The sequence below is a fragment of the Candidatus Accumulibacter necessarius genome, assembly GCF_036625085.1.
In genome coordinates this window covers 1-23,889 of the sequence record NZ_JAZKUM010000001.1, presented here as the reverse complement: position 1 = coordinate 23,889, position 23,889 = coordinate 1, and the positions used below count along the sequence as shown (strand labels likewise).

Genomic DNA, 23,889 nt, shown 5'->3' with positions numbered 1-23,889 from the left:
TCTCGCGTGGGTGCTCAGGCAAGGCCCATCGAGCAGATGAGTTTCGGTGTCACGCTGGTTTTCCTGCTCGTCGATCACGCACAGGCGACCATCTTCGCGCAGGGACAGCGATCAGTTCAGCGAGCTTGTGATCGTCTGATGCCGGCCTTGAGTTGGCGGTTCAGCGTGTCGGTGGCGATTGGTAAAGCGGATAGCGATAGATTTCTTCCAGCGCCCGGTCGATGCGCCGAACGTAGTCGTCGGTAATGAACAGATCGCGCTTGTCGCCGAAGCTTCCCGGTAGCGCTTGAGCCGCTCGAACGTCTTGAAGCGTGCACCCGAGGGGCGACCCAGCGCACCGCCGAAGGATTTTTCTTCCTCGACGATATGGGCCAGCCCGGCGCTGGTCAGCGTGTGGTGATGCTCGGTGCGCGGCAAGTGCTTCAGTTGCCGCCGAGCAGGCGGCAGCTTTCAGGATGGTGAGTTGGGACTGGGTGACCGGCTTGCCTGCTTCGTCGATCCAGGCCAGCGCGTCGTTGCCCTGCGCGGTGCGCATATATACCAGCACCCCGTTCGGCGCGGCGGGTGACGGCGCATGCGCCTTGGTGGCGAACACCACGTTGGGCATGGTTTCGATTCTTGCCACCAGCGACGGGATCGGCATCGGTGGCGTTCTTCCATATCTGGTAGGCATAGGACGCCAGATCGACCTCGGTGTCGCCATCGTCATCGAGGATGCCGTTCTTCTCGGTGTAGAGATCGCGGATGAGTTCGTCGTCCTTGTCGTCGTCGAAGAAGGTTTCGTCGGAGCCGACGACTTCCTTGTTCTCAACCAGGCGCTGGCGCACGCGGGCACGCAGCCGGATGAGGCGCTCGACGCCATCCGCCGGCACGAAGGAATAGCAGAGAATCTTGTCCGATTGCTGGCCGATGCGATCGACCCGGCCGGCACGCTGGATCAGGCGGATGATGGCCCAGGGCAAGTCGTAGTTGACGATGATGGCGCAGTCCTGAAGGTTCTGGCCCTCGGAGAGCACATCCGTCGCAATCAGCACGCGGAGTTCATCCGCTGCCCGTACCTTGTCGCGTTTGCCGTTGGATTCTGGCGAAAAGCGCCACGCCAGCGCCGTGGGGTCGGCGCTCTCGCCGGTGGCTTCCTCCACGTTCTTGATGCCAAGCGCGGCAAGTTGGGATTTCAGATAGCGGGCGGTATCGGCGAACTGTGTGAAGACCAGCAGCTTGTCCTTGTCGTGGTGGGTCTTGATGAGCTTGACCAGTTCCGCCAGCTTGGCGTCCCGATTGGTATCCCATTCTCCGCAAGCCTTGAGCACGTCGATAAGTGCCAGCGCATCGGATTGCAAATCGTTGGCCAGGCTTTTCAAGAACAGGCTGCTGGGCAACCACTTGAAGCGATTCTTGAAGGGGCCGCTGTAGGCCGTATACGCCTTGGCGGCACGGGCGCGGAAATCGGCTTCGGTGCGCAGGCCGTTGGTCGTCGCGGCAGCGACTTCGGGATCATCGATGATTTCTTCATCGTCGCCAATGTCGATACCGCTTGCCGCCATTGCGTCTTCGGGGTCTTCGTCGTAGTAGCGGGTATCGAGTAGTTCCGCGCCTTGCGTGCCGAGCGGAATGTCGAGCCCCTGCTCCATCGCATGCAGGACGATGAAGTTGCGCAGGATGTGCCGCTCGATGGACAGCAGAAAAGCCGGGCCGGCGCTTTCCAGACGCTTGAAGAGGTTGGTGCGGCAGAACCCCATGAGCCGCTCGCCGGCTCGCGACAAGCCTTCGATAGTCTTGGCCTGCTGCGGTGTCGGCGGGGTTTTCGGCTTGCCGACAACGTAGTTGCCGAGCCCGTATCTGGGCAGTGCGAGAGCGTTGATCGTGCCGACAACGTGGTCGGAGTAGAACCGGGCGTAGGGATCGGCCGGATCGGCATCGTCGATCACGAAACTCAGATTCTTTGGCACCCGCGTCGGGAAATAGGATTTCCGCCCATCGGCAAACAGCAGGTAACGGCCGCGCTCGTCTTCCTGCGCATAGTGCTGCATGATGAAGCCGCGCGTGCGGCGAACCATGTAGAGGCGCATCAGGTCGCGCCAGTCGTCGGGGTCTTCGCTCTTCTCAAAGGCCAACAGGGAACGCACCGGGCACTGGTGGCGACGGATGAACTCGTGCTCGCCCCCAAGTACCGCCAGCAGCTTCTCGGGGCGAACACCAATGTCGGCATCTTCACGCAGAAACAGCGAAAGCTGGGCCGACAGATCGAGATAGGTCTTGTTGTAGGGCGTCGCCGACAGCAGGATGGTGAGGCTTTCGTTGCGCTCGATGTATTCGCGGATGACCTTCCAGCGCTTGCCCTCCTTGTTGCGCAGGTTATGCGATTCGTCGATCAGCACGACCCGGTAGCGGCGGGTCTTCTCGGGCAACTCATTCAATACCCTGGAGAGTGACAAGACCTTGGCGTGCAGCCGGTAGCGATGCACATAGTCTTCCCACATCGGCACCAGGTTCTTCGGGCAGATGATGAGCGTTTCGGTGTGGTAGTCGTCCTCGAAGACCTTGGCCAGTGCCGTGGCCATCATGGACTTGCCAAGGCCCACCACGTCGCCAATGAGCACGCCGCCGCGCTTGTTCAGGTGGTGTGCTGCGATCTTGACGGCGGCAATCTGAAAGTCGAACAAAGTATTGCCGAAAACAGCGGGGATACGGAACTCGGAAAGGCCGGCCCGCGCTTCCTGCGCCAGGTGATAGGCCATCTTGAGGTAGACGTGATACGGCGGCACCAGGCGTTCGCCCGCCCAGCTTTCGTCGATGATCTCAGCCAGTTCATTCGATATGTCGATGCACCAGCGATCCCGCCAGCGATCCTCGAACCAATCGACCAGCTTGTTGCAGGCGTCATGCTCAAGAACGTCGACGTTCAGTTCGCCCTGCTTGGCAAGGCCGGCCAGCGTGAGGTTACTGCTGCCCAGAAAACCAGTGACCGGATTGTTGGCGTCCTGCCGGTGCAGCAGATAAAGCTTGGCGTGCAACGGGTGGCGCAGATAGACCTTGACGACCAGCTTCTTCGTCCGAATTTGCTCGGCCAGTTCGCGTAGTGCCGCCTCATCATCATTGGTGGGAACGCCGAAAGTCAGTTGCTGACGGAACTCCTCGGCAATACGGCGCTTTTCGCGCATGGCGGTTTGATTGTCCAGCGCGTCCTCTTCGTGAGAGCGCAACGCGCGGCGCAACTCGTCGGTAGGCGTGACGTGCATGCCGACAAGCAGGCGGCAGCACCGACCATCACCGCCCGACCAGCGATCAACGTGCTGGGCAAGATGCCGCCAGCCGCGCAGGTTGAAATATCCGACACAGAAATCAGCCCTTTCGGCGACTTGCAGCGTTTCCTCCAAGGCCGGCAGGAGCGATTTATTTATGTTGTCGAATATTCGTGGCATTATCACCGCAATCAAGTTGGCGATGGAGCGGTGCTCGTCAATCCGGTGGTGGCCACTACCTCGTCAGTTCTGGTTCACAGCGTGCGTAAGCACGCCAACGTCAACGACGCTATGGGCCCCCCTCGGAACCGCCCGGCGCAGTGCGATAATGTACCCGAGTGTCCAGCATAAGCCAAAGTGGAAGCCATGTTGATGATGAATGACTGTGGTCTGTTTTCTAGGGCAGGCGCGAGAGCGCATCTGCTGTCGTGATGGAAGGGCGATTTGAGAGCCTGAGCGAGGCTCTAAAGGAATGGTTTGCGCATTCGCTCACCGATCTGCCGGAAGCCCTGCGGCAGCGAGTGGCGGAGGAGTTCTTCCCTTTCCGCTGGGACCTTCTGAGCCCCGACCAACGACGCGATTTCGCACAGCAGTGGGATTATAAGAACGACCCAGCCACGGCGGCGCAGCGCCAAGCCGGGTGGGACTTGGTTGCCCGGAGGTGGGAAGTCAAAGCCAAGATACGAGAGTGGGAACTCGTCGGCGCAGGGACGGCAGGGGACCTGGCTACGAAAGAGGCGCGACTGGCCGAACTGAGAGAAGAGGTTTGCGACGATCGATCTGGCGGAGAAGCGCATGTTCGGCATTAAACGCAGTGGAACAGTGAGGCGAGGCGATCTTCCAGACGAGTCGGCGGCCACAGATGAGGGTTCTGAGTACATCGCGTACCCGCTGGCCATGAAGCGACTGCGCGAGCGATTGGGCGCAAAGCCGGAAGAAGTCGCCGCGTGGGTGTTCTGGGGCGAGATGCCGGGTGGTCTGGTCGCGTATACCAATGCGAACGAACTGGATCCACCACCGAAGTTTGGATTCAGCGACACGGAGGGCGACGACTACGTATCCCCGTTGATGGCATGCTGGTTTCGGCGGGGCGACATTGAAGCATTTGAGCCCGATGAGCGCTACATCACCGGCAGGGTCTTGATTGAACGATGGGGCCAGCATCCGGACATCGACCCCAGGGCCTTCGTGCTGGCGAAGATCCGAGAGTCGCGCTTGCTCGACCTGCACCCCGGTTGGGGGCGAACGCGACCGACCTGGCTCGTGCAGGAATCCTCTGATCCTTTGGAGAGTGGTTTGTTCGCGCTCTCGCACGTGAAGGAGATCGAAGCGGAGGATTTTGGGATCGGCACGCCGCCGGTGCCCGATGCCAAACCTGCTGACCACTTGAACCATGACCCCGTTTTGCAGGCGAAGGCCAATGCGATTGCTCAGGACATGCTGAAGAAGAATCGCCGCTCTTTCGTTACGCGCGATAGGGTGGCGGGTATTCTGGCCCCAAAGGAGAACATGGACGTGGGGACCGTTAAGCGGCGGATCCGCAAGCAGTGGTGATTGTCGGGACGGCTGCCCGACTGCCTTTTTTGCCCATCTAACCTATTGTTTTTCAATGATTAAGGCGGGGCCATTCGGCTTACGCCTGTTTTTTTGCCCGCGCAAAATACTTGCCAGGTGATCCGCTCTAGCAACGCGGAGCACCCGGCCTTGTTCGTAAGGAAATGAACATGGCTGAGCAACTCCGATCTTTTCTCCGTCTCAAGCAAGTCAAGTCCGCCACCGGTATGTCTCGTAGCTGGCTTTACGAGGCAATCCGTCGGGGCGAATTTCCTGCACCCATCTCCATTGGGCGCGCGTGCCGTAGCGTGGGATTCAGCGGCCATCGCGGATTGGCAGGCAGCGCGCATTGCCGGCGACTTCAAGAATCGCAAAGCAGCATCTTGAGGAGCGGCGGCCATGACTCCCAATGTGCTGACAGATTCCATAACCGAACCGCTGGAAGCCGGTAAAGGCGGCGAAGGCGGTGATTTTCAGATAACCAATGCCGATTTTGTGGCGGCGGTGTTTCCGCTCTGCCCGAGGGCGCGTTCGCGGCGGTGTGCTCAAAGAGCGGCGACCCCGGCCTGGGCGGATGGTCAGCCAGTCGCGCCGATCAGGTGGCCAGCCAATCTTTCTGCCGCGAACAACAACTACATCGGGTGTGCGAGCTTCTATCCCGGCGACGATGGTTCATTCAAGGCGCGCAAGACGCAGTTTGCCGCCTGCCATTTCTTGATGCTCGATGACTTGGGCACCAAGGTACCGCTGGAGCGGCTGGCCGGTTTTGAATTGTCCTGGCTGATCGAGACCAGCCCCGGCAATCATCAGGGCGGGATCATCCTCGCCGAACCGCTGACCGATGGTTCGGCTGGCCGTGCGACTGCTCAACGCGGTGATCGACTCGGGGCTGTGCGATGCGGGGGCGACCGGGCCATTGAGTCGCTGGGCGCGGCTGCCGGTGGCGATCAATGGCAAACCAAAATATGCGGACGAAGCCGGTGCACCGTTTCAGTGTCGCCTGATCGAATGGCGACCTGACGCCCGCTATACGCCACAAGAGATTGTGGATCGCCTGCAATTGGAACTTGCTCCGGCTGGGCGACCGAAGAAAACTGCCAAGCCCTCGGCACGCGTTGCTGCCGATGACTATCTCGCGCAGCATCGGCAATGACGCCGACGATGTACTGACACCCAGAGCGGCGGAGAACCCGGTGGTCGCGGCACTCAAGGCGCGTGGGTTGTACAAGACGCCGCTGGGTTCCGGCAAGCACGACATGACCTGCCCGTGGGTGCAGGAGCATACCGACGGACTGGATACCGGTGCGGCCTACTTCGAGCCGGACGAGTTCTATTCGGTGGGCGGCTTCTGCTGCCAGCACTCGCACCGCGACAAGTACCACATCCGGCCTTGCTCGAATTCCTTGGTGTGCGCAATGCCGAGGCGCGGCACAAGCCGGTGATCCGCGTGGTGGCCGGTGACTTGCACCGCGTGGTGGATGCGGCGGAGAAAGAATTGGCGAACCGTGGGCGGCACTATCAGGCGGGCGGCTTGATCGTCTCGGTCTCGACCGACCCGACCAGCGGCGATCCGTCGATTGTGCCAACCAGCGCACCGGCGCTGACGCGGGAACTGTCGGTGGCGGCGACCTGGGAGAAATACGACGGGCGGGCGGAAGACTGGGTGCGCTGCGATCCGCCGACGCGGCACGCGGCGATTCTTTACGATGCGCAGAGCTTTCGCTACCTGCCACCGCTGGCCGGCGTGGCGCGGCAACCGTACTTCCGCGAGTCGGACGGCGAACTCATCACGCAGGCCGGTTACGACAAGACGGCGCAGCGTTTCGGCGTGTTCGATGCGCGGCAGTTTGTTATCCCTGACCCGACACCGGATGCGGCACGGGCGGCGCTGGCCTTGCTGGAAGACCTGCTCACCGAGTTCCACTTCGTCGCGGCCTCCGATAAAGCGGCTGCGCTGTCGGCGATCTTCACCGCCGTGGTGCGGCCGTCGCTGCCGCATGCGCCGGGGTTTCATGTGCGAGCGCCGGTGTTCGGCAGCGGCAAGACCTATCTGTGCGAACTGATCGGTGCCTTTGCCGGGCCGGCCGGCAATGCCAAGGTGAGTTATCCGACGACTTCGGAGGAAGCCACCAAGGTGATTCTGTCCTTGCTGCTGACCAGCCCGCAGTCATCGAGTTCGACGACATGGACACCGACTGGATACCGCACGGCACCATCAAGCGGATGCTGACGGCGGAGCAGATCACCGACCGGATTCTGGGCGTGAGCAAGACGGCGACGGTGAGCACGCGCACCTTGTTTCTGGGTTCGGGCAATAACGTCGGGCCGATACGCGATCTGCTGCGGCGCGTGCTGACGATCCATATCGACCCGCGCTGTGCGACACCGGCGACGATGACCTACAAGGGCTTTCCGGTGGATAAGGTGCGCCAGCGCCGGGGGTTATGTGGCGGCGGTGCTGACCATCATCCAGGCATGGCGCAAGGCCGGGATGCCCGCGCGCGGCGGACAGCATTGTCACCTTCGGCGGCGCGTGGTCGGACTATTGCCGGTATCCGTTGATGTGGCTGGGGCAGCCTGACCCGGCTACGGCGCTGCTGGAGCAGGTCCGCCATGACCCCGATGGCGATGCACTCAGCGGCTTGATGACCGAGTGGCAGCGTGCATTTGGCTCGACACCGACGACGGTGCGCAAGGCCGTTGAGACGGCCGACTACAACCAGCCCAACCTGCTCGATGCGATGCGCGAATTTCCCGTGGAAGAACGCGGCGAGATCAATCGCTCGAAGCTGGGCTGGCTGCTGAAAAAGAATGCGAACCGGATTGTCGGCGGCTTGAGTTTCAGCAAGCGGAGGCCGATGGTCGCACGGCCTGGCGTGTGATGGCGGTGAAATCACCCTCCTTTAACGCCTTCACCGCCTTTCACCCCGCCGGTTGAGAAAACTGTCACGCCACAGCGGAAACAGAAGTCGAGGTGGAAATATGAGTCCCGCCGAGATCATCGAACGGGCAACCGAGGAGGGTGTGCTGCTCGCGCTCTCGCCCTCGGGCAGCATTTCCGCAAAGGGCGATCAGTCAGCCATTGACCGCTGGCTGCCGGCGATCAAGCAAAGCAAGGCCGCGATCATCGCCGAGTTGCAGCTTGAACGTCGCCGCGCCAAGGTGCTGGCGATGTTGCGCGATAACCCCGGCGTCCGCTACGCCATCGAGGTGGTGGATGCGAACACCGACCCGGTCATCGTCTCCATCGGCATCCGCAACGTCGCCACCTTCGAGATGAACATTCCGCAGGCGTACTACGACGCCTTTGCGCTGCTGGAACTGATTGAAAAACATACAGGAGATGAACATGCAAACGCTTGAACACGATTCCACAGCGGTGGCCTGCGTGAGCGCCGACAGCGAGCGCCGAGCGCCAGTTACGAGGCCGTGCGCTTCAACGCCATGAAGCACGGCATTCTTTCCCGCCTGGCGGTATTGGCGCATGAAGATCAGACCGAGTTCAGTGACCTGCTGGCCGCGCTACTGGATGAACATCAACCGGCAGGCATGACCGAGCGGCACCTGATCGAAGAGCTTGCCACGATCATCTGGCGCAAGCGGCGGGTGTTGCTGGCCGAAGGGGCGAAGATCAACGAGGGGCTGAAAAGCACCTTGAGCAGTCCGAAGTCCGTGATGCCGTCGGCGGCACCGTTTCAGCGTGGCCTGTCGGGTGAGAACACCGACCTGCGCGATCTGTTCGATTCCACGCCGGAAGACAATGCCGAGAGTTTGAAGAGCGCCGAGCTTGATCTTGCTGCGGGTCAGAAGGCGGCGGCGATCCTGCGCAAGGGCGGCGCGAATGCCTACGAGAAAGCCCGCCGGGCGCTGATTCCAGAGTCGCGGGATTGGTGGGATGAGCATGTCGCCGATGAGGAACACCCGGCCACCGCCGAAGGGCTGGCCGAGTTCATCCGCGTTTCGCTGGAACCGATCTGCTATCGCATGGTTCAAGAGGCGCGGTTTACCCCGGCGATCAAGGCACAAACCGTGGGCGAAGGGCTGCGAGCGCACATGCTGGAGAAGCTGAACCGCTACGAAACGCATCTGGATCGCAAGTTCGAGCGCACATTGGCGATGCTTTTGAAGCTGAAATCGCTTCGTGGCGGGTGAATGCAATATCGCTTGAACTGGCGCAAAGCCAGTCAGGCTGTGGCTTTCGGCTAGTTTCAATGAAAACACTATTGCAAACTTGCCTGATGATTTCGGCAAATCCTGGGGAGAAAAGAAATGGGCGGATGGGGAAGCGGACGCGGGCAGAGCGGCAGAGACACCACCAGCGATTACCGTGCGCTCGATGTGCGACGGCTGCAACGCGATGGCCTGCTGACACCGGGGCGGTCATTCGGCTGGAACTGGACACGCGACGGCGAAACGGTGGCTTCTATCCAGGTGCGGGCGGAGACCGACCGGATCATTCTGAACTACCGTCACAAAAGCGGCGGCAGCGACTGGCAACCGATGGACTACCCGGTGCGACTGGCATGGACGGATTGCACGCTGGGCGGGCGACGTGCCTGGTTACTCTGCCCGGCACGAGGATGTGGGCGGCGCGTGGCCCTGCTGTATATCGGTGGCTCCGGCATCTTCGCGTGTCGGCACTGCTACAAGCTGGCCTATGCCAGTCAGCGGGAAACCGGCGATGATCGTGCAGCACGACGAGCCGACAGGATCAGGGATCGCCTTGGCTGGGAGGCGGGCATCCTGAACGGCGAAGGCGACAAGCCCAAAGGGATGCACTGGCGCACCTTCAATCGGCTACACGCCGAGCACAACGATTTCGTCAATGCGTCGCTGGCGGGGATGATGCGCAAGTTCGGAAGGTTGGGAGTGGGTCTCGATGACCTGCTCGACGACCGCTAAATCTGTTTCGCAAAATGCAGAAAGTCGGCGCTGGCGAGACGGCGTACAACACTCCAACCGAGCCACTAATCGATAGTGGTTTTGATAGTCGCAAATGCCGTAAAAACAAAAAAGCCCACAGAATCATGGGCTTTGATGATGTTACTGGCGGAGACGAAGGGATTCGAACCCTTGATGCAGGTTTATGCCCGCATGCTCCCTTAGCAGGGGAGTGCCTTCGACCTCTCGGCCACGTCTCCTAAGACGGCGTGATGATATCGGTTTCGCCACGACCGGTCAAACCCAACTTGGCCTTCGCGGGCTTCTCCAGGCCAAAGGCCTTGTGCAGGACGCGCACGGCGAGTTCCAGGTACTTCTCCTCGATGACCACCGAGATCTTGATTTCCGAGGTAGAGATCATCTGCAGGTTGATGTTCTCCTTCGCCAGTGCTCCGAACATCTTGCTCGCAACCCCCGGGTGGGAGCGCATCCCGACTCCGACAGCAGAAATCTTGCAGGTCGTGTTGTCTCCGGTGAGATCTCGAGCGCCGATTTTCTCCTTGACGCCTTCGAGAATGCCGAGCGCTTTGCCGTAGTCGTTGCGATTGACCGTGAAGGAAAAATCGGTCGTCCCGTCGCGGCCAATATTCTGGATGATCATGTCGACGTCAATGTTCGCTTCGGCGATCGGCCCCAGGATCTGGTAAGCAATACCGGGGCGGTCCGGGACACCCAGGACGGTAAGTTTGGCTTCGTCACGATTGAAAGCGATCCCGGAGATGATCGGTTGTTCCATGTTCCCTTTTTCCTCAACAGTGATCAATGTGCCTTCGCCCTCATCCTCGAAACTGGAAAGCACACGGAGCTTGACCTGGTATTTGCCGGCGAACTCGACCGATCGGATCTGGAGCACCTTGGAGCCGAGACTGGCCATCTCCAGCATCTCTTCGAAGGTGATCGTGTCGAGTTTGCGCGCTTCCGGAACGACACGCGGGTCGGTAGTGTAGACACCGTCTACATCAGTGTAAATCTGGCACTCGTCGGCCTTCATCGCAGCGGCCAGCGCCACTGCCGAGGTGTCTGAGCCTCCACGGCCAAGCGTGGTGATGTTGCCGTCCTCGTCGGCTCCCTGAAAACCGGCGACAACCACCACGTTGCCATCGGCCAGTGCCTTGCGTATTCGTTCCTGGTCGATCTTCAGAATCCGCGCCTTGGTGAAAGTACTGTCAGTTAACACTCCAACCTGCGAACCGGTAAAGCTCTTCGCCTTGATACCCTCGGCATGCATGGCCATGGCCAGCAACGCGATGGTCACTTGTTCCCCGGTGGAGGCAATGACATCCAGTTCACGCGGGTCAGGTAGCGGCGAAATCTCCTTGGCCAGGCCGATCAGGCGATTGGTTTCCCCGGCCATGGCCGACGGAACCAGAATGATTTCGTGCCCTTGCGCCCGCCAGCGGGCGACGCGCTTTGCCACGTTCTTGATACGATCGATTGACCCAACAGAAGTACCGCCAAACTTCTGAACTATCAGTGCCATTCCCTATCCAGAATAAAGACCAAAACGCTCGCATTCTAAAGCAACAACCGACGCAAGAGCAAAAGGCGTCGAACAGTGCCAAGCCTGTCGGCATTAGACTGATGTTCTATTGGAATGCCACTTGCAATTCTGGACGAATCGCTTATAGTGTGCCGTGTTTTACCAAAGTCATATCGTGTCGATCTGTCGCAGGAAGCCGGATTCCTGTCGGTTCGCGTGGCGTATTTGCAAGAAAGGACACTCATGAGCACCGTCAAAGTTGTCGAAAGGGTTGATCCCCGCGAGATTCGCCGCAAGCTTGGTTTGAATCAGCAGCAGTTCTGGTCGAAGATCGGTGTAACTCAGAGCGGCGGCTCACGCTATGAAAGCGGCCGCAACATGCCCAAGCCGGTGCGTGAGTTGCTACGCCTCGTGCATGTTGAACAGATCGACATTCAGCGGCTCAAACGGGAAGACTTCGAGGTTGTCGAATACCTCAAAGCGGAAGACCCAGAGCTTTTCAAGACCCTCAGGAAGGCTGCCAAGAGCAAGCTCAAGAAGCCTGCTTGAGCGGGTACAAGTATTCCAAAGGGCTTGTGAGCGATCTGCTTGCGCCTCAACACCACTCCGGGTTCCATGGCCTGAAACGCGCAGTGCTTTTTTGAAATTGCGCGACGGCGTTTATCCTGTGGTGCTGGAAATGGGTGAGTAGTGGCAAACAGGCGCTCGCCCACGTCCAAGGAAGACCGCGCAACAACCCCGCGTCGTCGAACATTCCCCTCGGATCCAGACGAGTGGCCTTTCGGCTGCAGGATCGGTGCGCGCGGCGGGAGGACCCGACGAGGCTCCAGCGTTGGCGTCGATCAAGCGATCAAGAGAGCCTCAGCATTTCCCTCGCGTGCTGACGGGTGAGTGCCGTAATCTCGATGCCGCCAAGCATGCGGGCGATTTCTTCGACCCGCGCCTCGGCATCAAGCACGGCAACTTGGCTGTGAACGTACCCGACTTTGGAAATCTTGCTGACCTGCCATTGCCAGTTGGCACGTGCAGCCACCTGTGGCAGATGCGTGACGCAGAGGACCTGCCGTTCGGCTCCCAGCTCACGCAGCAAACGACCGACAACCTCGGCCACGCCGCCACCGATACCGACATCGACCTCGTCAAAGATAAGCGTTGGTACTCGTGCCGCTTGACTGGTGACCACCTGAATGGCAAGACTGATGCGCGAGATCTCGCCACCGGACGCGACCTTGGCCAAGGGCCGCGGTTCGCTGCCCGCCAGTCCGGCAATGCGGAACTCCACCTGCTCGAACCCGGCAGCATTACCGCCGTCAACCGGCAGCAAGCCGACCTCGAAGCGACCGCCACCGAGCGCCAGTTGCTGCATGACCTGGCTGACCTCTCGGCCAAGCCCGTCGGCTGCCATGGCGCGACTGCCCGATAGACGCTGCGCGAGTTGTTCGTATTGCTGCCGCGTGCTGGCCACGCGCGCCGTCAGACCGGCGATATCTGCCGCGTCACCGAGAACGGCCAGCCTCTCCTGCCAGCGCGTCAGCAAACCGGGCAAGTCTTCGGGGCCGCAGCGAAACTTCCGTGCGACGCCCAGGACCGCTTCGATTCGGCGATCGAGTTCTGCCAGGCGACGCGGATCCAGCTCGACGCGGTCGGCGTAACGACGCAGCGCGGAGATCGCCTCGCTTAGTTCTGTCCGGGCTGACTCCACGAGAATGGCAACTTCTGACAAGGCCGGGTCGTACTCGGAGAGGCCCTCAAGGCGATTGGCTACGGCAGCAACCTGAGCCTCACAGGCAGCATCGCCCTCGGCGAGCACCTGCAAGGAGAATTGGGCACCTTCGACAAGGCTTGTGGCGTGGGCCAGACGCTTGTGCTCCTCGTTAAGCACCAGCCATTCCTCGGCCGAAAAACCGAGAGCATGCAGTTCGCGTACCTGCCAGTCCAGTTGCTCTCGCTCGATAGCCAAGGCCTCAAGTCCGCTGCTGGCGGTGTCAAGCATCGTCCTGGCTTCACGCCAGCTACGCCACGCGGCGGCGACGTCCGCCAGCAGCGGCTGCAGTCTGGCGTGCGCATCCAGCAGTGCGCGCTGCGCTTCGCCCCGCAGCAGCGACTGATGCGCGTGCTGGCCGTGAATATCAACCAATGATTCAGCCACCTCACGCAGTTGCTGAACGGTCACTGGCGAACCATTCAGATAGGCCCGCGAACGACCGTTGGCGTCGACCACTCGCCGCAGCAACAAGGCGCCCTGGCCATCCATATCGTGCGCAAGCAACCAATCCGCAGCCGCGGGCGCCCCTTCGAGATCGAACTCGGCATTGACTTCAGCGCGTTCGCAACCCGTCCGTATGAGACCAGCATCAGCCCGCTCACCGAGAGCGAAGGCCAGTGCATCGACCAGAATCGACTTGCCAGCGCCAGTTTCGCCGGTCAGCGTGCCAAATCCAGCCTGAAAATCGAGTTCAAGTCGGTCAACCAGCACGAAATCGCGAATCGTCAAACGGCACAGCATGCGAGGGAACTCAATATCGTCACCACGAGGAGGGTCTAGTGTTCCTTGGGCCGTTCGCTCCAATGCAGCTTTTCACGGAGCATGGCAAAATAGCTGTAGCCTGGCGGGTGCAACAGGCAGATCGAGTATTCGGAACGCCGGATACGTACGGAATCTTCGTTCCTTAGATCGACCGTCACCTGACCATCGAAATGGGCGCGCGAGTCTGTAGCGTGGACGATTCGGATCTCGATCTCGTTGCGGTCACCCACCAGGATCGGCCGGTTGGTCAGCGCGTGCGGGCAAAGCGGTACTAGGGCGATGGCTGCTACCTGCGGATGCAGGATCGGGCCATTGGCCGAAAGAGCGTAGGCCGTCGAACCGGTAGACGTGGCTACGATCAAGCCATCCGAGCGCAGGTGATAGATAAACTCGCCGTCGATGAAAAGCTCGAACTCGATCATCCGTCCGATCGCACCCTTATCAACGACAACATCGTTAAGCGCGAGATTCGAAACGACGCTGCGCTCGCCGCGCACGATTTCAGCGTCCAGGAGCATGCGCGTTTCGGGGACGAACTTGCCGTCGAGCAGGTCATCCATACAAGGCAGCATGTCGGCGCGCGCGATATCCGTCATGAAGCCAAGGCGCCCCTGGTTGACGCCAACCAGGGGTACTCGATAACGTGCCAGTTGCCGTGCGGCATTGAGCATGGTGCCGTCGCCGCCGACGACGATCGCCAGATCCGCGTGCGCACCGAGCCACGAGAAACTGCCGCTTGCCCAACTTCCCAGGCCAAGCCCGGAGACCACGTTGGACGCCGTCTCCTCCTCGATCAGAACCGTCATGCCACGCTCATGAAGGTATCTGGCCAGCAAGCGAATTGACTCAGCGATCTCCCGACTGTGGTACTTTCCAATCAGCGCGATCGTCCGGGGTGGTGGCGCGCAATCAGCCGACTCTTGGGGAAACGCGTTGTTCATGAGGCGAATTAAACCACAATTCAGCTTGCTTTCCATGGCGCCCCGTGCGTGAAGGATTTTTTGTAGAATCGGACCCATGCTCGACGACCGTGCCAGAACCCTCCTGAAAACCCTGATCGAACGCTACATTGCGGAAGGACAGCCAGTAGGGTCGCGCGCGCTGTCAAAGTACTCGTGCCTGGACCTGTCGGCCGCCACCGTGCGCAATGTCATGGCCGACCTCGAAGACATTGGCCTCATCGCGAGTCCGCACACTTCGGCCGGACGGATCCCTACGGCACGTGGCTACCGTTTTTTCGTCGACAGCCTTCTGACCGTCAAGCCAATCGAGCAAGAGAAGCTCGATGCCATCGAGGGGCAATTGCTCCCCTCGCAGCCGCGGCAGTTGATCAGCAATGCGTCGTATCTGCTGTCGGGGCTGACCCGTTTTGCGGGCATCGTGCTGACACCTCGCCGCCTGACACCGAAAATTCGCCAGATGGAGTTCGTCAGTCTTTCCGAGCGGCGCGTTCTGCTGATCCTGGTCACTTCAGACGGCGACGTGCAGAATCGACTGCTGTTCACTGCACGCGCCTATTCCTCATCGGAACTGGTCACTGCAACCAACTACCTCAACCAGCATTTTGTCGGCCACGATTTCGAGCACATTCACTCCCGCGTTCAGGAAGAGCTGCATGAGCTGCGAGGTGATCTGCAGGCGCTGATGGCCGCGGCGCTGGCCGCCGGCGACGAGGCCATGAAGGGCCCCGGCGAAAGATATGTCATCTCGGGTGAGCGCAACCTCCTGGAGGTTGAGGAGTTTTCATCAAACATGAAGCGTCTGCGCGAGTTGTTCGACCTTTTCGAACAGCGCACCTCGCTGATGCAGTTACTTGATCTCTCGCAGCGTGCCGACGGCGTGCAGATCTTCATTGGTGGCGAATCGGGACTGGCCCCACTGGATGAATGCAGCGTCGTTACAGCGCCTTATGAAGTGGATGGTCAGGTCGTTGGCTCGGTTGGCGTCATCGGTCCCACCCGAATGGCCTACGAGCGCGTCATCCCGATCGTGGACATCACCGCCAAACTGCTTTCGTCCGCACTGACTTACCAGGCCAAGTGCTGATGCCACGCTATCTCCCGGAGCCAGTCTACCGCCATGGTTCGCCGACGCTGACCGCCGTTCTGCTGATCAATCTGGGGACACCAGCCGCGCCGACGGCAAAGGCCGTACGCAGCTACCTTCGCGAGTTCCTCTCCGACCCGCGGGTCGTCGAGATCCCACGCCCGCTCTGGTGGCTAATTCTGAACGGCATCATCCTCCAGGTCAGGCCGCGACGGTCGGCAGAGAAGTATGCGTCGGTCTGGACCACCGAAGGTTCACCGCTGAAGGTTCATGTCGAACGTCAGTCAAAACTGCTGCGCGGTTTCCTTGGTCAGGCCGGACATCGGGTGCGGGTTGACTACGCCATGCGTTACGGTCAGCCGTCGATTGCCGCGACGCTCTCGCGCCTCAAGGCCGAGGGCTGCACACGCATTCTCCTGCTACCCCTCTACCCGCAATATGCTGCCAGCACGACGGCCACCGCCTTCGATGCGGTCGGCGCCTGGCTGAAGGGCATCCGCAACCAGCCCGAAATCCGCAGCGTCAGGAGTTTTGCCGATCACCCGGGCTACATCCAAGCGCTGGCCGCCAGTGTGCGCGAGCACTGGATGACCCATGGTCGACCCACGAGTTCGTATCGTCTGGTGATGAGCTTTCACGGCTTGCCACGCTACACGCTGGACGAGGGCGACCCTTATCACTGCGAATGTCACAAGAGCGGTCGCTTGCTTGCCGAGGCGCTGGGCCTGGATCAGGAACACTACCAGATCTGTTTTCAGTCGCGTTTCGGCCGTGCTGAATGGCTGCAGCCTTATACTGCGGCAACTCTCGAGGGGCTTGGCAAACAGGGACTACAGCGGGTCGATGTGATCTGCCCGGGGTTTCCCGCAGACTGCCTTGAGACTCTCGAAGAAATTGCCATCGAAGGCAAAGCCGAGTTCCTTCAGGCTGGCGGCGGGGAGTACCTCTACATTCCCTGCCTCAATGAGCGTGATGACTGGATACGAGCCCTGACCGAACTTGCCGCCAGTCACCTTCAGGGCTGGCCAACGCGAGAGGCGCCCGACCCGGCCAGTCTGGAACTCAGCGCCCTGCGCGCACGCGCCCTGGGAGCGTCGTCCTGACGCGCTGGGGCGATTCGCTGGGATACCCGATGGTGTTCAGCATCAAAGTAGTGGGTTGACCACCGTCAAAGCGGCGCAGCGGATCATTCTGGCGTCGTTTGCCACCGGCCAATGCGCTTCTGCGCCTGCCGGCGCCAACACGCCAGCAGGCGACAGACCTTAATCCATCGCTTCGTACAGCGGCAGGGTCAGGAACTCGGGATACTCGGGCGTCAAAGACATCTTGTCGAAAATAGCCGCGGCCTGATCATAGGTAGCCGTATCTTCACCCTGGGCGCTGACCGTGGCTTTGACCTTGAGCAGTTCGTCGGCGATCATGCCGCGCACCATCTCGGCGGTCACCTTCCGACCATCGTCGAGTACGCCTTTCGGGGAAACCACCCATTGCCACACCTGCGAACGAGAGATCTCGGCCGTCGCTGCGTCTTCCATCAGGTTGTGAATCGGTACGCAGCCATTACCCGCAAGCCAGCTGCCGAGGTAATGAATGCCGACATTGATGTTGTTACGCACCCCTGCTTCGGTAATCGGTTGCGCGGGTTGGAAGTTGAGGAAGTCAGCGGCCGTAAAGGTTTCGTCGCGCTGCTTCTCCCACTGATTGGGGCGATCACCCAGCACCTTCTGAAACTCTTCACCGGCGATCGACACTAGGCCGGGGTGGGCCACCCAGCCGCCATCGAACCCGTCGTTGGCGTCGCGCGTCTTGTCGTGACGGATGCCCGCCAGCGCCTTCTCGTTGGCGACCGGATCGTTCTTGATCGGAATCAGTGCGCTCATGCCGCCCATCGCAGGCGCACCGCGCTTGTGGCAGATCTTAACCAGTTGCAGCGCATAGCTGCGCATGAAGGGAACCTCCATGGTGATCGCACCGCGGTTTGCAAGACAGAAGTCTGGATTCTTCTTGAACTTCTTGATGCAGGAGAAGATGTAGTCCCAACGGCCGGCGTTCAGGCCCGCCGAGTGCTCACGCAGTTCGTAGAGGATTTCCTCCATCTCAAAGGTGGCGAGAATCGTCTCGACCAGCACCGTTGCCTTGATCGTGCCCCTCGGCAGACCGATGTGCTCCTGCGCCATGATGAAGATATCGTTCCACAGCCGTGCCTCGAGATGCGATTCCATCTTTGGCAGGTAGTAGAAGGGGCCGGCACCGCGCGCGATCTGCTCCTTCGCATTGTGGAAGAAGACGAGTCCGAAGTCGAAGATGCCGCCGGAAACACGCTGACCGTCGACGGTGACGTGCTTTTCATCAAGGTGCCAGCCACGCGGACGGATCTGCAAGGTGGCGATCCTGTCGTTGAGCGTGTATTCCTTGCCGGCTTCATTGGTGAAGGACAGCTGGCGCCGAATGGCCTGATAGAGGTTGACCTGCCCCTGGATCTGGTTGTCCCACTTCGGGCTGTTCGAGTCCTCGAAGTCGCTCATGTACGAGTCGGCGCCCGAGTTGAAGGCGTTGATGATCATCTTGGCTTCGACCGGGCCGGTGATTTCGGTCCGGCGACGCTCAAGCGCCTTGGGCAGTGGAGAAATCTTCCAGTCGCCTTCACGGATAAGTCGCGTCTCAGGCAGGAAGTCGGGCATCTCGCCAGCGTCGATTCGTGCCTGACGCGCAATACGGGCCTGCAGCAATTCCTGGCGGCGACCTTCGAAGGCGCGGTGCAATTTGGCCACCAGAGCCAGCGCCTCAGCAGTAAGGATGGTTTCGTAAGCAGCTTGGATCGGCGCGTTGATTTGCATGCCGGCGGGCAGGTTGAGACTCATGCTATGGCTCCTGTCGGTAGGTTATGATGCAGTGCACGAATTCTATTCGATGCTTCTGCGAAAGATAAGAGCGAATAAAATCAAATTATTTTTTACTATTGGTATCGAATCGGCACGATGGACCATATCAAACAAATCGAAGCTTTTGTCCATTCGGCAACCCGCGGCAGCATGTCGGCGGCGGCACAGGTGGAAAGCGTCACCCCGGCAGTGATCGGGCGCCGGCTCGATGCGCTCGAGGCGCGCCTTGGCGTCAAGCTTTTGCTGCGCACAACCCGCAAGCTGTCCCTGACTTTCGAAGGGCAGGCTTTTCTGGAAGACTGTCAGCGTATACTCAACGACCTCTCGAACGCAGAGGCGGCTGTTTCTCTGGGAGGGATCCGCGCCAGCGGTCACCTCAGAGTATCGGCCCCGGCCGGCTTCGGGCGCCGTCATGTGGCGCCGCAGGTGGCTGCCTTCATGCAGGCTAATCCCGACGTGACCGTGCGCCTCGATCTGACCGACCGACTGGTCGATTTGCTCAACGAGGGCGTGGATTGTGCGGTGCGTATCGGCGAAATGGCCGATTCAAGTCTGGCGGTCAGCAAGCTCGGGGAAATGCGTCGACTGGTGGTGGCCAGTCCCGACTACATCGCACGCTACGGGATGCCGAAGAACCCAGCCGAACTGGCAGCCCACAACTGCTTGTCGCTGGGCCAGCAGCGTGGCTGGACGCTGCGCCAGACACCCGGTGGCGAAGTGGCGAGCCGCAAGGTATCGGGCACCTTTGAGTGTAACGATGGCGCAGTTTTGCACGAATGGGCTTTGGCCGGCAAGGGCCTGGCCTGGCGATCGATGTGGGAAGTGGGTGATGATCTACGAAGCGGTCGGCTTGTTTCTCTGCTGGAAGACCATGCCGCGCCAGCGGTGGGTATCTATGCCGTCTTTCCCCAGCGCCGGCATCTGCCGTTGCGTGTTCGCTTGTTCATCGATCAGCTCAAGACCACCTTTGGTGATTCGCAGTACTGGGAAATTGGCGACTGAACCCGAAACTGCAGGCATCCGCCTGCCTGCCGCTTACCCAGCGGTGGTACTGGCGGCTTTCCGGGCAGCCCTCAGCAGGGCTTTCCTGGCTTTCTCAGCGCGAATGTGGGCAAGGGCCTGAGCCTTGTTGCACTCCTTGCAATAGGAATGCAAGCCATCCGCACTGCGTGAGTTCTTGTGAAACTCGAGTACGGATTTCTGTTGCTTGCACTTGACGCAGATTTTCGTGTTCATGAGAATATAAACAATTTATTCGATAAGCGAGCAAGACTATTGATCGGTAATTCCGGCGAATGGCCCGAGTGACTGTTGTCCTCTCAGCGCGGCTAGCGTTCGGGTGTCATGCTTCCCGCAGATCAATTCCCAAGCGTTACAGCAAGTGACCGAAATCCATAGACTGATAGAAAATCAATTAGTTGATGCGGACTTCATCGGCAAACCAGAAGCTGTCTGAGGATGTTGCGCAGCTAACCGGGAGCACCCGCAAGCGCCTTTATTCGGCTCGGCATTGGATTCGCCCTGCTTGAAAGAACACCCGACAAGTAAATAAGACATAAGCAAAGACTATGCCTTGATATAAGCTGTCTTTATTTCTCAACGGCTTAGCTCGTGGGGGTCGGTGGACTTGCCGGTCAAGGGGCGTTGGCTGTAAAGAATCCTGACAGTGTTGGGCATGGGAAAGGAACGCCAATCCGGGTCCGGGCGCTTTGGCCGAACCGCGCTGCGCGATGGCGACGCACCGAATCAGCCTGGAGAACCCGGGCGAAGCGTGGCTTCGAGCAGGCCATCGACGTCCACTGCGTCAATCTGCTCAGGCTTCATGAATTGTCGAGCGTATTCGAGATGCACCCCCGAGCGCAGGAAGAGAGCAAACAGGTCGCCATCGATGTGCTGTTCCTGTTGCATTCGGGACATGATGGCAACAGCCTCCGACAGGGTCTTCCCCTGCTTGTAAGGCCGATCAATCGCGGTCAGCGCTTCGAAAATGTCGGCGATCGCCATCATGCGCGCCAGCGGGCTCATTTCTTCGCACCTGAGTCCGCGCGGATAGCCGCTGCCATCCATCTTCTCGTGGTGACCGCCAGCGATTTCCGGCACTGCCCGCAGCGGCTTGGGGAAGGGGAGATCCTGAAGCATGATAAGCGTCTGTACGATGTGTTCGTTGATCTTGTAACGCTCCTCGTCAGTCAGCGTCCCACGTCCTATGGCGAGATTGTAAAGTTCGCCGCGGTTATAGAGCAGTACCGGGATATTCATCCGGAAGCCCCAGCGATTGTCTTCGGGCATCTGATCCTGCGCCCGTCGCGGCAAGAGGTGTTCCGGCTTGTCGGCCAGCAAAGCTTCGACCACCGGCAATGAGGTACCAGGTGCTCGCGCCTTGCGCAATTTCTCCTCCTGCGCAATGCCGATGCGGTCGTCAAGGGTGCGCAACCAGGTTCGCCGGGCGATCGATTGCAGGCGCTCGATCCTTTGCGGAGCCATCAATTCGCCACCCTCATTGCAACTGGCGACGAAAGCGAAATCCGCGTCGATCTGCTGCCACTCGGCAGCCAGGCGGGCGCGCGCAGTTTCCTCGATCTCGCCGCTGGCAATGGCCTTCAGACAGCTTATTTCGGCGTCACGCTTGAGCACTTCGAAGCGCATCCGCACTTCATGGATCCGGTCGTAAATAGTTTCCAGCTTAGTCGCCTTGTCCACCACGTACTCGGGCGTCGTGACCTTGCCGCAGTCATGCAGCCAGGCAGCGACGTGCACCGCATCCCGGTCATCGCTGGTCATCGTGAAGTCCTGGTAAGGACCGCTGGTCGCCGCACAGGCAGCTTCGGCCAGCATCTTGGTCAGTTCAGGCACGCGTTTGCAATGGCCGCCGGTATAGGGACTCTTGGCATCGATCGCCGCAGCAATCAGCTTGATGAAGGCTTCAAAGAGGTCCTTCTGCGCCTTGATCAGCGCCTTGCTTTCCAGCGATACCGCCGCCGAGGCGGAAAGTGCCTTGACGAAGCTCAGGCGGCGGCTGTCGGTTTCACTGTCACCGATGAGAAGCATGGCCCCGACCAGCTCGCCCTGTCGGTTGAGCAGCGGAACGGCGATGGCGTGGCTCGCCGCCGCCATGCCAGCAGTCGCCAGCCCGAGGGCAACCACATCCTCGGGCTGCAGGCAGCCGACACGCGGCAGGCCAGCGGCAAGCGCTGCGCCGAGCAAAGGACCGGCGTGGCCAAGGTTGAAAGAGGGTAACTCGCCGGCCAATGCCAAGCCGGTATTGTCTCGAGCCGCAGCCGGGTTGAGTTGTCTTTCCTCGGCCAGATAGAGCACACCGGCACGGGCACCGGAGGCCGTGAGGGTGTCGTCGAGCAGCCGCGGCAGGAGCTGGTCGAAATTCTGCTCGGCAGCGACCGCCTGGCTGATCTCGAGAAAACGGTGGATCGTGCGCTTCATCCCGTCCATCGTTTGCGCAAGCTCGGTGACTTCCCTGATCGAAGACTCGATCACTATCGGCTGCGAGAATTCGAAGTGGCGGATCGCCTCCGCTTCGCTGGCCAGACTACCCAGCGATCGTGAAATGCTGTGCGCCAGCAGCCAGGTGAGGGGAATCGTCAACAGCAGAACGAGCAGCGTACTGATCGCCGAGTGGTGGATCAATTGCAGGGCCCCGGCCATCAACTCGCGTTCGGGAATCGCGGTGACGATGTACAGCGGCGGCACGCCTTCGAGCAGCAGCGGGGTGACCGAGGCTCGCCAGTCATCGTCCCCGACCTTGACGCGCAGCGTTTGCGTCACTTTGCCTCTCATGCTCATGACCGTTGGCAATAGCGGCACCAGCGCCGGCACGCCCAGCTCGTCGACTCGCGCCAGCGCGGGGCTACCGTCGCCTTCAGGAGGCGCCAGCACCATCCTCGAGGCGTCGCCGTATGCCAGCACATAGCCCTCTGGATTGACCAGGACCATCTCGCTCCCCGGCGTCACTGCTTGTCTCGCCAGAGTCTCGCCAAGCGTGTGCAGGAGGATGTCCGCTCCCACCACGGCACGCCGGTTGCTGGCGCGGTTGGCCAGCGTGGTGCCGACCTTCCGGCTCGAGTAGAAAAGGTAGGGCGCCGTCTTCACCTGCGTCGGCGAGGCCGATCCCTGTTTGAACCACGGCCGCTGCCGCGGATCGTAGGCCACGGCATAGTCGGGCCGCTCGTCCTCGCGCACGACCTTCAGATCCGCGTCGAGATAGATGAAGCGGCCACGCGGCTCGGGCCCGGCCCGCTCGATGCTCTGCACGACGTAGGTCGCCCGATCCGGTGCTCTCGAGGCTTCGGCCGCACTACCGTGGCCGATGCGCCCGATCAGGAAGAAATCGCCGCTATCGTAACCAATGTAGAGCGACGATAGCGCCGGCGAACTGTCAAGCGCCTGACGCAGGAACTGCAGGCTGTCGAGACGTTCCCCGAGCGAACTGGCAGTCGTCACCGGTTGCAGGCTCAACAGACGGGTGGCCACCTCGGCCGGTTCGATGATCCGGCGCATCTCGAGCAGCGCCTCGCGGCCGAATCCCGCCGTCAGGTCGGCGGCGGACTCCTCCAGCAGACCAGTGCTGAGTTTGTAACCAATGCTCCCGAGAACGCCGCAGACGAGAAGAATCAGCGTCAGAAACAGCGTCGAGATGTGGATATGCAATGGATAATGGCGGCGCATGGACTTGGCCTCGTGGCGGTCTGGAGTGACCTAACGATACCGAAAATCCGGACCTTCGTGGGTGGCCGGGGTTTCACGAGGTGCCCCGCAGGCCTAGCGAGAATCCTGGCGCGTCGCCCGAGCAGTCGGGGGTGGCCTTCGCGCCCATTGCGAAAAGCCTGTACGATAAAGGCCCTAGATGGAGTGACCGATGCCTGACGCAACACGCCAATCGCCAGTCCCGCGCCCGGCTTTTGAAAGCAAGATCAGTGCGCCCGCTGAACTCGCTGGGCGGGTCCTCGGGTTGCCTTCGCCCCTGGTATTTACCAACGGCTGCTTCGACATCCTGCACCGCGGTCATGTCACCCTCCTTGCCGAAGCCCGCGCCCTCGGCGCCGCGCTGATTGTTGCGCTCAACTCCGATGCGTCGGTCAAGCGCCTGGGAAAGGGCATCGATCGTCCGGTGAATGATTTGCCTGATCGTCTGGCGGTCATCGCCGCACTGGAATCGGTCACGCTGGTGACCTGGTTCGAGGAAGATACGCCGCTGCAGCGCAT

The 23,889-nt window shown here is 60.6% G+C and carries 21 protein-coding genes, 1 tRNA gene and 1 pseudogene; 15 read left to right on the top strand and 8 right to left on the bottom strand.

The genetic code is table 11. From position 1 onward, the window contains the following. Positions 1-14: 14 nt before the first annotated feature. Positions 15-3,161: pseudogene (locus tag V5B44_RS00115) on the bottom strand (helicase-related protein). On the opposite strand from V5B44_RS00115, the gene V5B44_RS00110 reads away from it, so the two are divergent. From V5B44_RS00110 to V5B44_RS00100, 3 genes are all read left to right on the top strand, one after another. Then, a complete protein-coding gene (locus V5B44_RS00110; protein WP_332357118.1) occupies positions 3,120-3,593 on the top strand; it encodes a hypothetical protein in 474 nt (157 codons plus the stop codon). The pseudogene V5B44_RS00115 and the gene V5B44_RS00110 overlap by 42 nt on opposite strands. Positions 3,594-4,037: 444 nt before the next feature. Further along, positions 4,038-4,796, top strand: a complete 759-nt coding sequence (locus tag V5B44_RS00105; RefSeq protein ID WP_332357117.1) for a hypothetical protein — start codon at positions 4,038-4,040, stop codon at positions 4,794-4,796. 164 nt (positions 4,797-4,960) lie between these two features. Next, positions 4,961-5,248, top strand: coding sequence for a helix-turn-helix transcriptional regulator (locus V5B44_RS00100; protein WP_332357116.1), 288 nt, complete (start codon positions 4,961-4,963; stop codon positions 5,246-5,248). A 220-nt stretch (positions 5,249-5,468) separates the two neighbouring features. Here the strand turns inward: V5B44_RS00100 and V5B44_RS00095 are convergent, their stop codons facing one another. Then, the gene (locus V5B44_RS00095; RefSeq protein WP_332357115.1) at positions 5,469-5,747 is read right to left on the bottom strand and encodes a hypothetical protein; all 279 of its coding nucleotides are present in this window, start codon (positions 5,745-5,747) and stop codon (positions 5,469-5,471) included. A 173-nt stretch (positions 5,748-5,920) separates the two neighbouring features. Here V5B44_RS00095 and V5B44_RS00090 point away from each other — a divergent pair, with 173 nt between their 5' ends. From V5B44_RS00090 to V5B44_RS00060, 7 genes are all read left to right on the top strand, one after another. Then, entirely contained in the window at positions 5,921-6,238 is a 318-nt protein-coding gene (locus V5B44_RS00090; protein WP_332357114.1) for a hypothetical protein, read from the top strand. Continuing rightward, positions 6,187-7,026 carry a hypothetical protein gene (locus tag V5B44_RS00085; RefSeq protein WP_332357113.1) on the top strand — a complete coding sequence of 280 codons (840 nt, stop codon included), beginning with the start codon at positions 6,187-6,189 and terminating at the stop codon, positions 7,024-7,026. Before V5B44_RS00090 ends, V5B44_RS00085 begins: the two co-directional genes overlap by 52 nt. After that, a complete protein-coding gene (locus tag V5B44_RS00080) occupies positions 6,981-7,358 on the top strand; it encodes a hypothetical protein (RefSeq protein WP_332357111.1) in 378 nt (125 codons plus the stop codon). The genes V5B44_RS00085 and V5B44_RS00080 overlap by 46 nt, the downstream gene beginning before the upstream one ends. After that, positions 7,358-7,678, top strand: a complete 321-nt coding sequence (locus V5B44_RS00075) for a hypothetical protein (protein ID WP_332357109.1) — start codon at positions 7,358-7,360, stop codon at positions 7,676-7,678. Before V5B44_RS00080 ends, V5B44_RS00075 begins: the two co-directional genes overlap by 1 nt. A 142-nt stretch (positions 7,679-7,820) precedes the next feature. After that, positions 7,821-8,159 (top strand): hypothetical protein, encoded by a 339-nt coding sequence (locus tag V5B44_RS00070; protein ID WP_332357107.1) that lies wholly within the window; start codon positions 7,821-7,823, stop codon positions 8,157-8,159. A 66-nt stretch (positions 8,160-8,225) separates the two neighbouring features. Next, positions 8,226-8,948 carry a hypothetical protein gene (locus V5B44_RS00065; protein WP_332357105.1) on the top strand — a complete coding sequence of 241 codons (723 nt, stop codon included), beginning with the start codon at positions 8,226-8,228 and terminating at the stop codon, positions 8,946-8,948. Between the two features lie 117 nt (positions 8,949-9,065). Further along, the gene (locus V5B44_RS00060) at positions 9,066-9,698 is read left to right on the top strand and encodes a hypothetical protein (protein ID WP_332357103.1); all 633 of its coding nucleotides are present in this window, start codon (positions 9,066-9,068) and stop codon (positions 9,696-9,698) included. Between the two features lie 145 nt (positions 9,699-9,843). On the opposite strand, the gene V5B44_RS00055 is transcribed toward V5B44_RS00060, so the two are convergent. Together V5B44_RS00055 and V5B44_RS00050 are read right to left on the bottom strand one after the other, a co-directional pair. Next, positions 9,844-9,937 (bottom strand) — tRNA-Ser (locus tag V5B44_RS00055). Beyond that, positions 9,937-11,217, bottom strand: coding sequence for an aspartate kinase (locus tag V5B44_RS00050; RefSeq protein ID WP_332357101.1), 1,281 nt, complete (start codon positions 11,215-11,217; stop codon positions 9,937-9,939). Before V5B44_RS00050 ends, V5B44_RS00055 begins: the two co-directional genes overlap by 1 nt. 243 nt (positions 11,218-11,460) lie before the next feature. Between V5B44_RS00050 and V5B44_RS00045 the strand changes: the two genes are divergently transcribed. Next, a complete protein-coding gene (locus V5B44_RS00045; protein WP_332357099.1) occupies positions 11,461-11,766 on the top strand; it encodes a helix-turn-helix domain-containing protein in 306 nt (101 codons plus the stop codon). A 301-nt stretch (positions 11,767-12,067) separates the two neighbouring features. Here V5B44_RS00045 and recN read toward each other — a convergent pair whose 3' ends face one another. Next, a complete protein-coding gene (gene recN, locus V5B44_RS00040) occupies positions 12,068-13,723 on the bottom strand; it encodes a DNA repair protein RecN (RefSeq protein ID WP_332357097.1) in 1,656 nt (551 codons plus the stop codon). A 35-nt stretch (positions 13,724-13,758) separates the two neighbouring features. Beyond that, positions 13,759-14,685: an NAD kinase gene (locus V5B44_RS00035; protein ID WP_332357853.1), complete on the bottom strand. Its 927-nt coding sequence runs from the start codon at positions 14,683-14,685 to the stop codon at positions 13,759-13,761. 76 nt (positions 14,686-14,761) lie between these two features. On the opposite strand from V5B44_RS00035, the gene hrcA reads away from it, so the two are divergent. Next, the gene (gene hrcA / locus V5B44_RS00030) at positions 14,762-15,790 is read left to right on the top strand and encodes a heat-inducible transcriptional repressor HrcA (RefSeq protein ID WP_332357096.1); all 1,029 of its coding nucleotides are present in this window, start codon (positions 14,762-14,764) and stop codon (positions 15,788-15,790) included. Then, positions 15,790-16,893, top strand: a complete 1,104-nt coding sequence (hemH, locus tag V5B44_RS00025) for a ferrochelatase (protein WP_332357094.1) — start codon at positions 15,790-15,792, stop codon at positions 16,891-16,893. The genes hrcA and hemH overlap by 1 nt, the downstream gene beginning before the upstream one ends. Before the next feature lie 159 nt (positions 16,894-17,052). Here hemH and aceB read toward each other — a convergent pair whose 3' ends face one another. Then, positions 17,053-18,651: a malate synthase A gene (aceB, locus tag V5B44_RS00020; RefSeq protein ID WP_332357092.1), complete on the bottom strand. Its 1,599-nt coding sequence runs from the start codon at positions 18,649-18,651 to the stop codon at positions 17,053-17,055. Positions 18,652-18,768: 117 nt separating this feature from the next. Here aceB and V5B44_RS00015 point away from each other — a divergent pair, with 117 nt between their 5' ends. Continuing rightward, entirely contained in the window at positions 18,769-19,674 is a 906-nt protein-coding gene (locus V5B44_RS00015; protein ID WP_332357090.1) for a LysR family transcriptional regulator, read from the top strand. Positions 19,675-20,418: 744 nt separating this feature from the next. Here the strand turns inward: V5B44_RS00015 and V5B44_RS00010 are convergent. Continuing rightward, the gene (locus V5B44_RS00010) at positions 20,419-23,352 is read right to left on the bottom strand and encodes an HD domain-containing phosphohydrolase (RefSeq protein ID WP_332357088.1); all 2,934 of its coding nucleotides are present in this window, start codon (positions 23,350-23,352) and stop codon (positions 20,419-20,421) included. Positions 23,353-23,542: 190 nt separating this feature from the next. Here V5B44_RS00010 and V5B44_RS00005 point away from each other — a divergent pair. After that, positions 23,543-23,889: adenylyltransferase/cytidyltransferase family protein (locus V5B44_RS00005; RefSeq protein WP_332357087.1), on the top strand; the 347-nt coding region annotated here is incomplete at its 3' end.

Excerpts from the sequence above, each read along its gene's own strand:
- V5B44_RS00105 (WP_332357117.1), top strand. The coding sequence starts at position 4,038 with ATGTTCGGCATTAAACGCAGTGGAACAGTGAGGCGAGGCGATCTTCCA.
- V5B44_RS00100 (WP_332357116.1), top strand. The coding sequence starts at position 4,961 with ATGAACATGGCTGAGCAACTCCGATCTTTTCTCCGTCTCAAGCAAGTC.
- V5B44_RS00090 (WP_332357114.1), top strand. The coding sequence starts at position 5,921 with ATGACTATCTCGCGCAGCATCGGCAATGACGCCGACGATGTACTGACA.
- V5B44_RS00080 (WP_332357111.1), top strand. The coding sequence starts at position 6,981 with ATGGACACCGACTGGATACCGCACGGCACCATCAAGCGGATGCTGACG.
- V5B44_RS00075 (WP_332357109.1), top strand. The coding sequence starts at position 7,358 with ATGTGGCTGGGGCAGCCTGACCCGGCTACGGCGCTGCTGGAGCAGGTC.
- V5B44_RS00060 (WP_332357103.1), top strand. The coding sequence starts at position 9,066 with ATGGGCGGATGGGGAAGCGGACGCGGGCAGAGCGGCAGAGACACCACC.
- V5B44_RS00050 (WP_332357101.1), bottom strand. The coding sequence starts at position 11,217 with ATGGCACTGATAGTTCAGAAGTTTGGCGGTACTTCTGTTGGGTCAATC.
- V5B44_RS00045 (WP_332357099.1), top strand. The coding sequence starts at position 11,461 with ATGAGCACCGTCAAAGTTGTCGAAAGGGTTGATCCCCGCGAGATTCGC.
- recN (WP_332357097.1), bottom strand. The coding sequence starts at position 13,723 with ATGCTGTGCCGTTTGACGATTCGCGATTTCGTGCTGGTTGACCGACTT.
- V5B44_RS00035 (WP_332357853.1), bottom strand. The coding sequence starts at position 14,685 with ATGAACAACGCGTTTCCCCAAGAGTCGGCTGATTGCGCGCCACCACCC.
- hrcA (WP_332357096.1), top strand. The coding sequence starts at position 14,762 with ATGCTCGACGACCGTGCCAGAACCCTCCTGAAAACCCTGATCGAACGC.
- hemH (WP_332357094.1), top strand. The coding sequence starts at position 15,790 with ATGCCACGCTATCTCCCGGAGCCAGTCTACCGCCATGGTTCGCCGACG.
- aceB (WP_332357092.1), bottom strand. The coding sequence starts at position 18,651 with ATGAGTCTCAACCTGCCCGCCGGCATGCAAATCAACGCGCCGATCCAA.
- V5B44_RS00015 (WP_332357090.1), top strand. The coding sequence starts at position 18,769 with ATGGACCATATCAAACAAATCGAAGCTTTTGTCCATTCGGCAACCCGC.
- V5B44_RS00010 (WP_332357088.1), bottom strand. The coding sequence starts at position 23,352 with ATGCGCCGCCATTATCCATTGCATATCCACATCTCGACGCTGTTTCTG.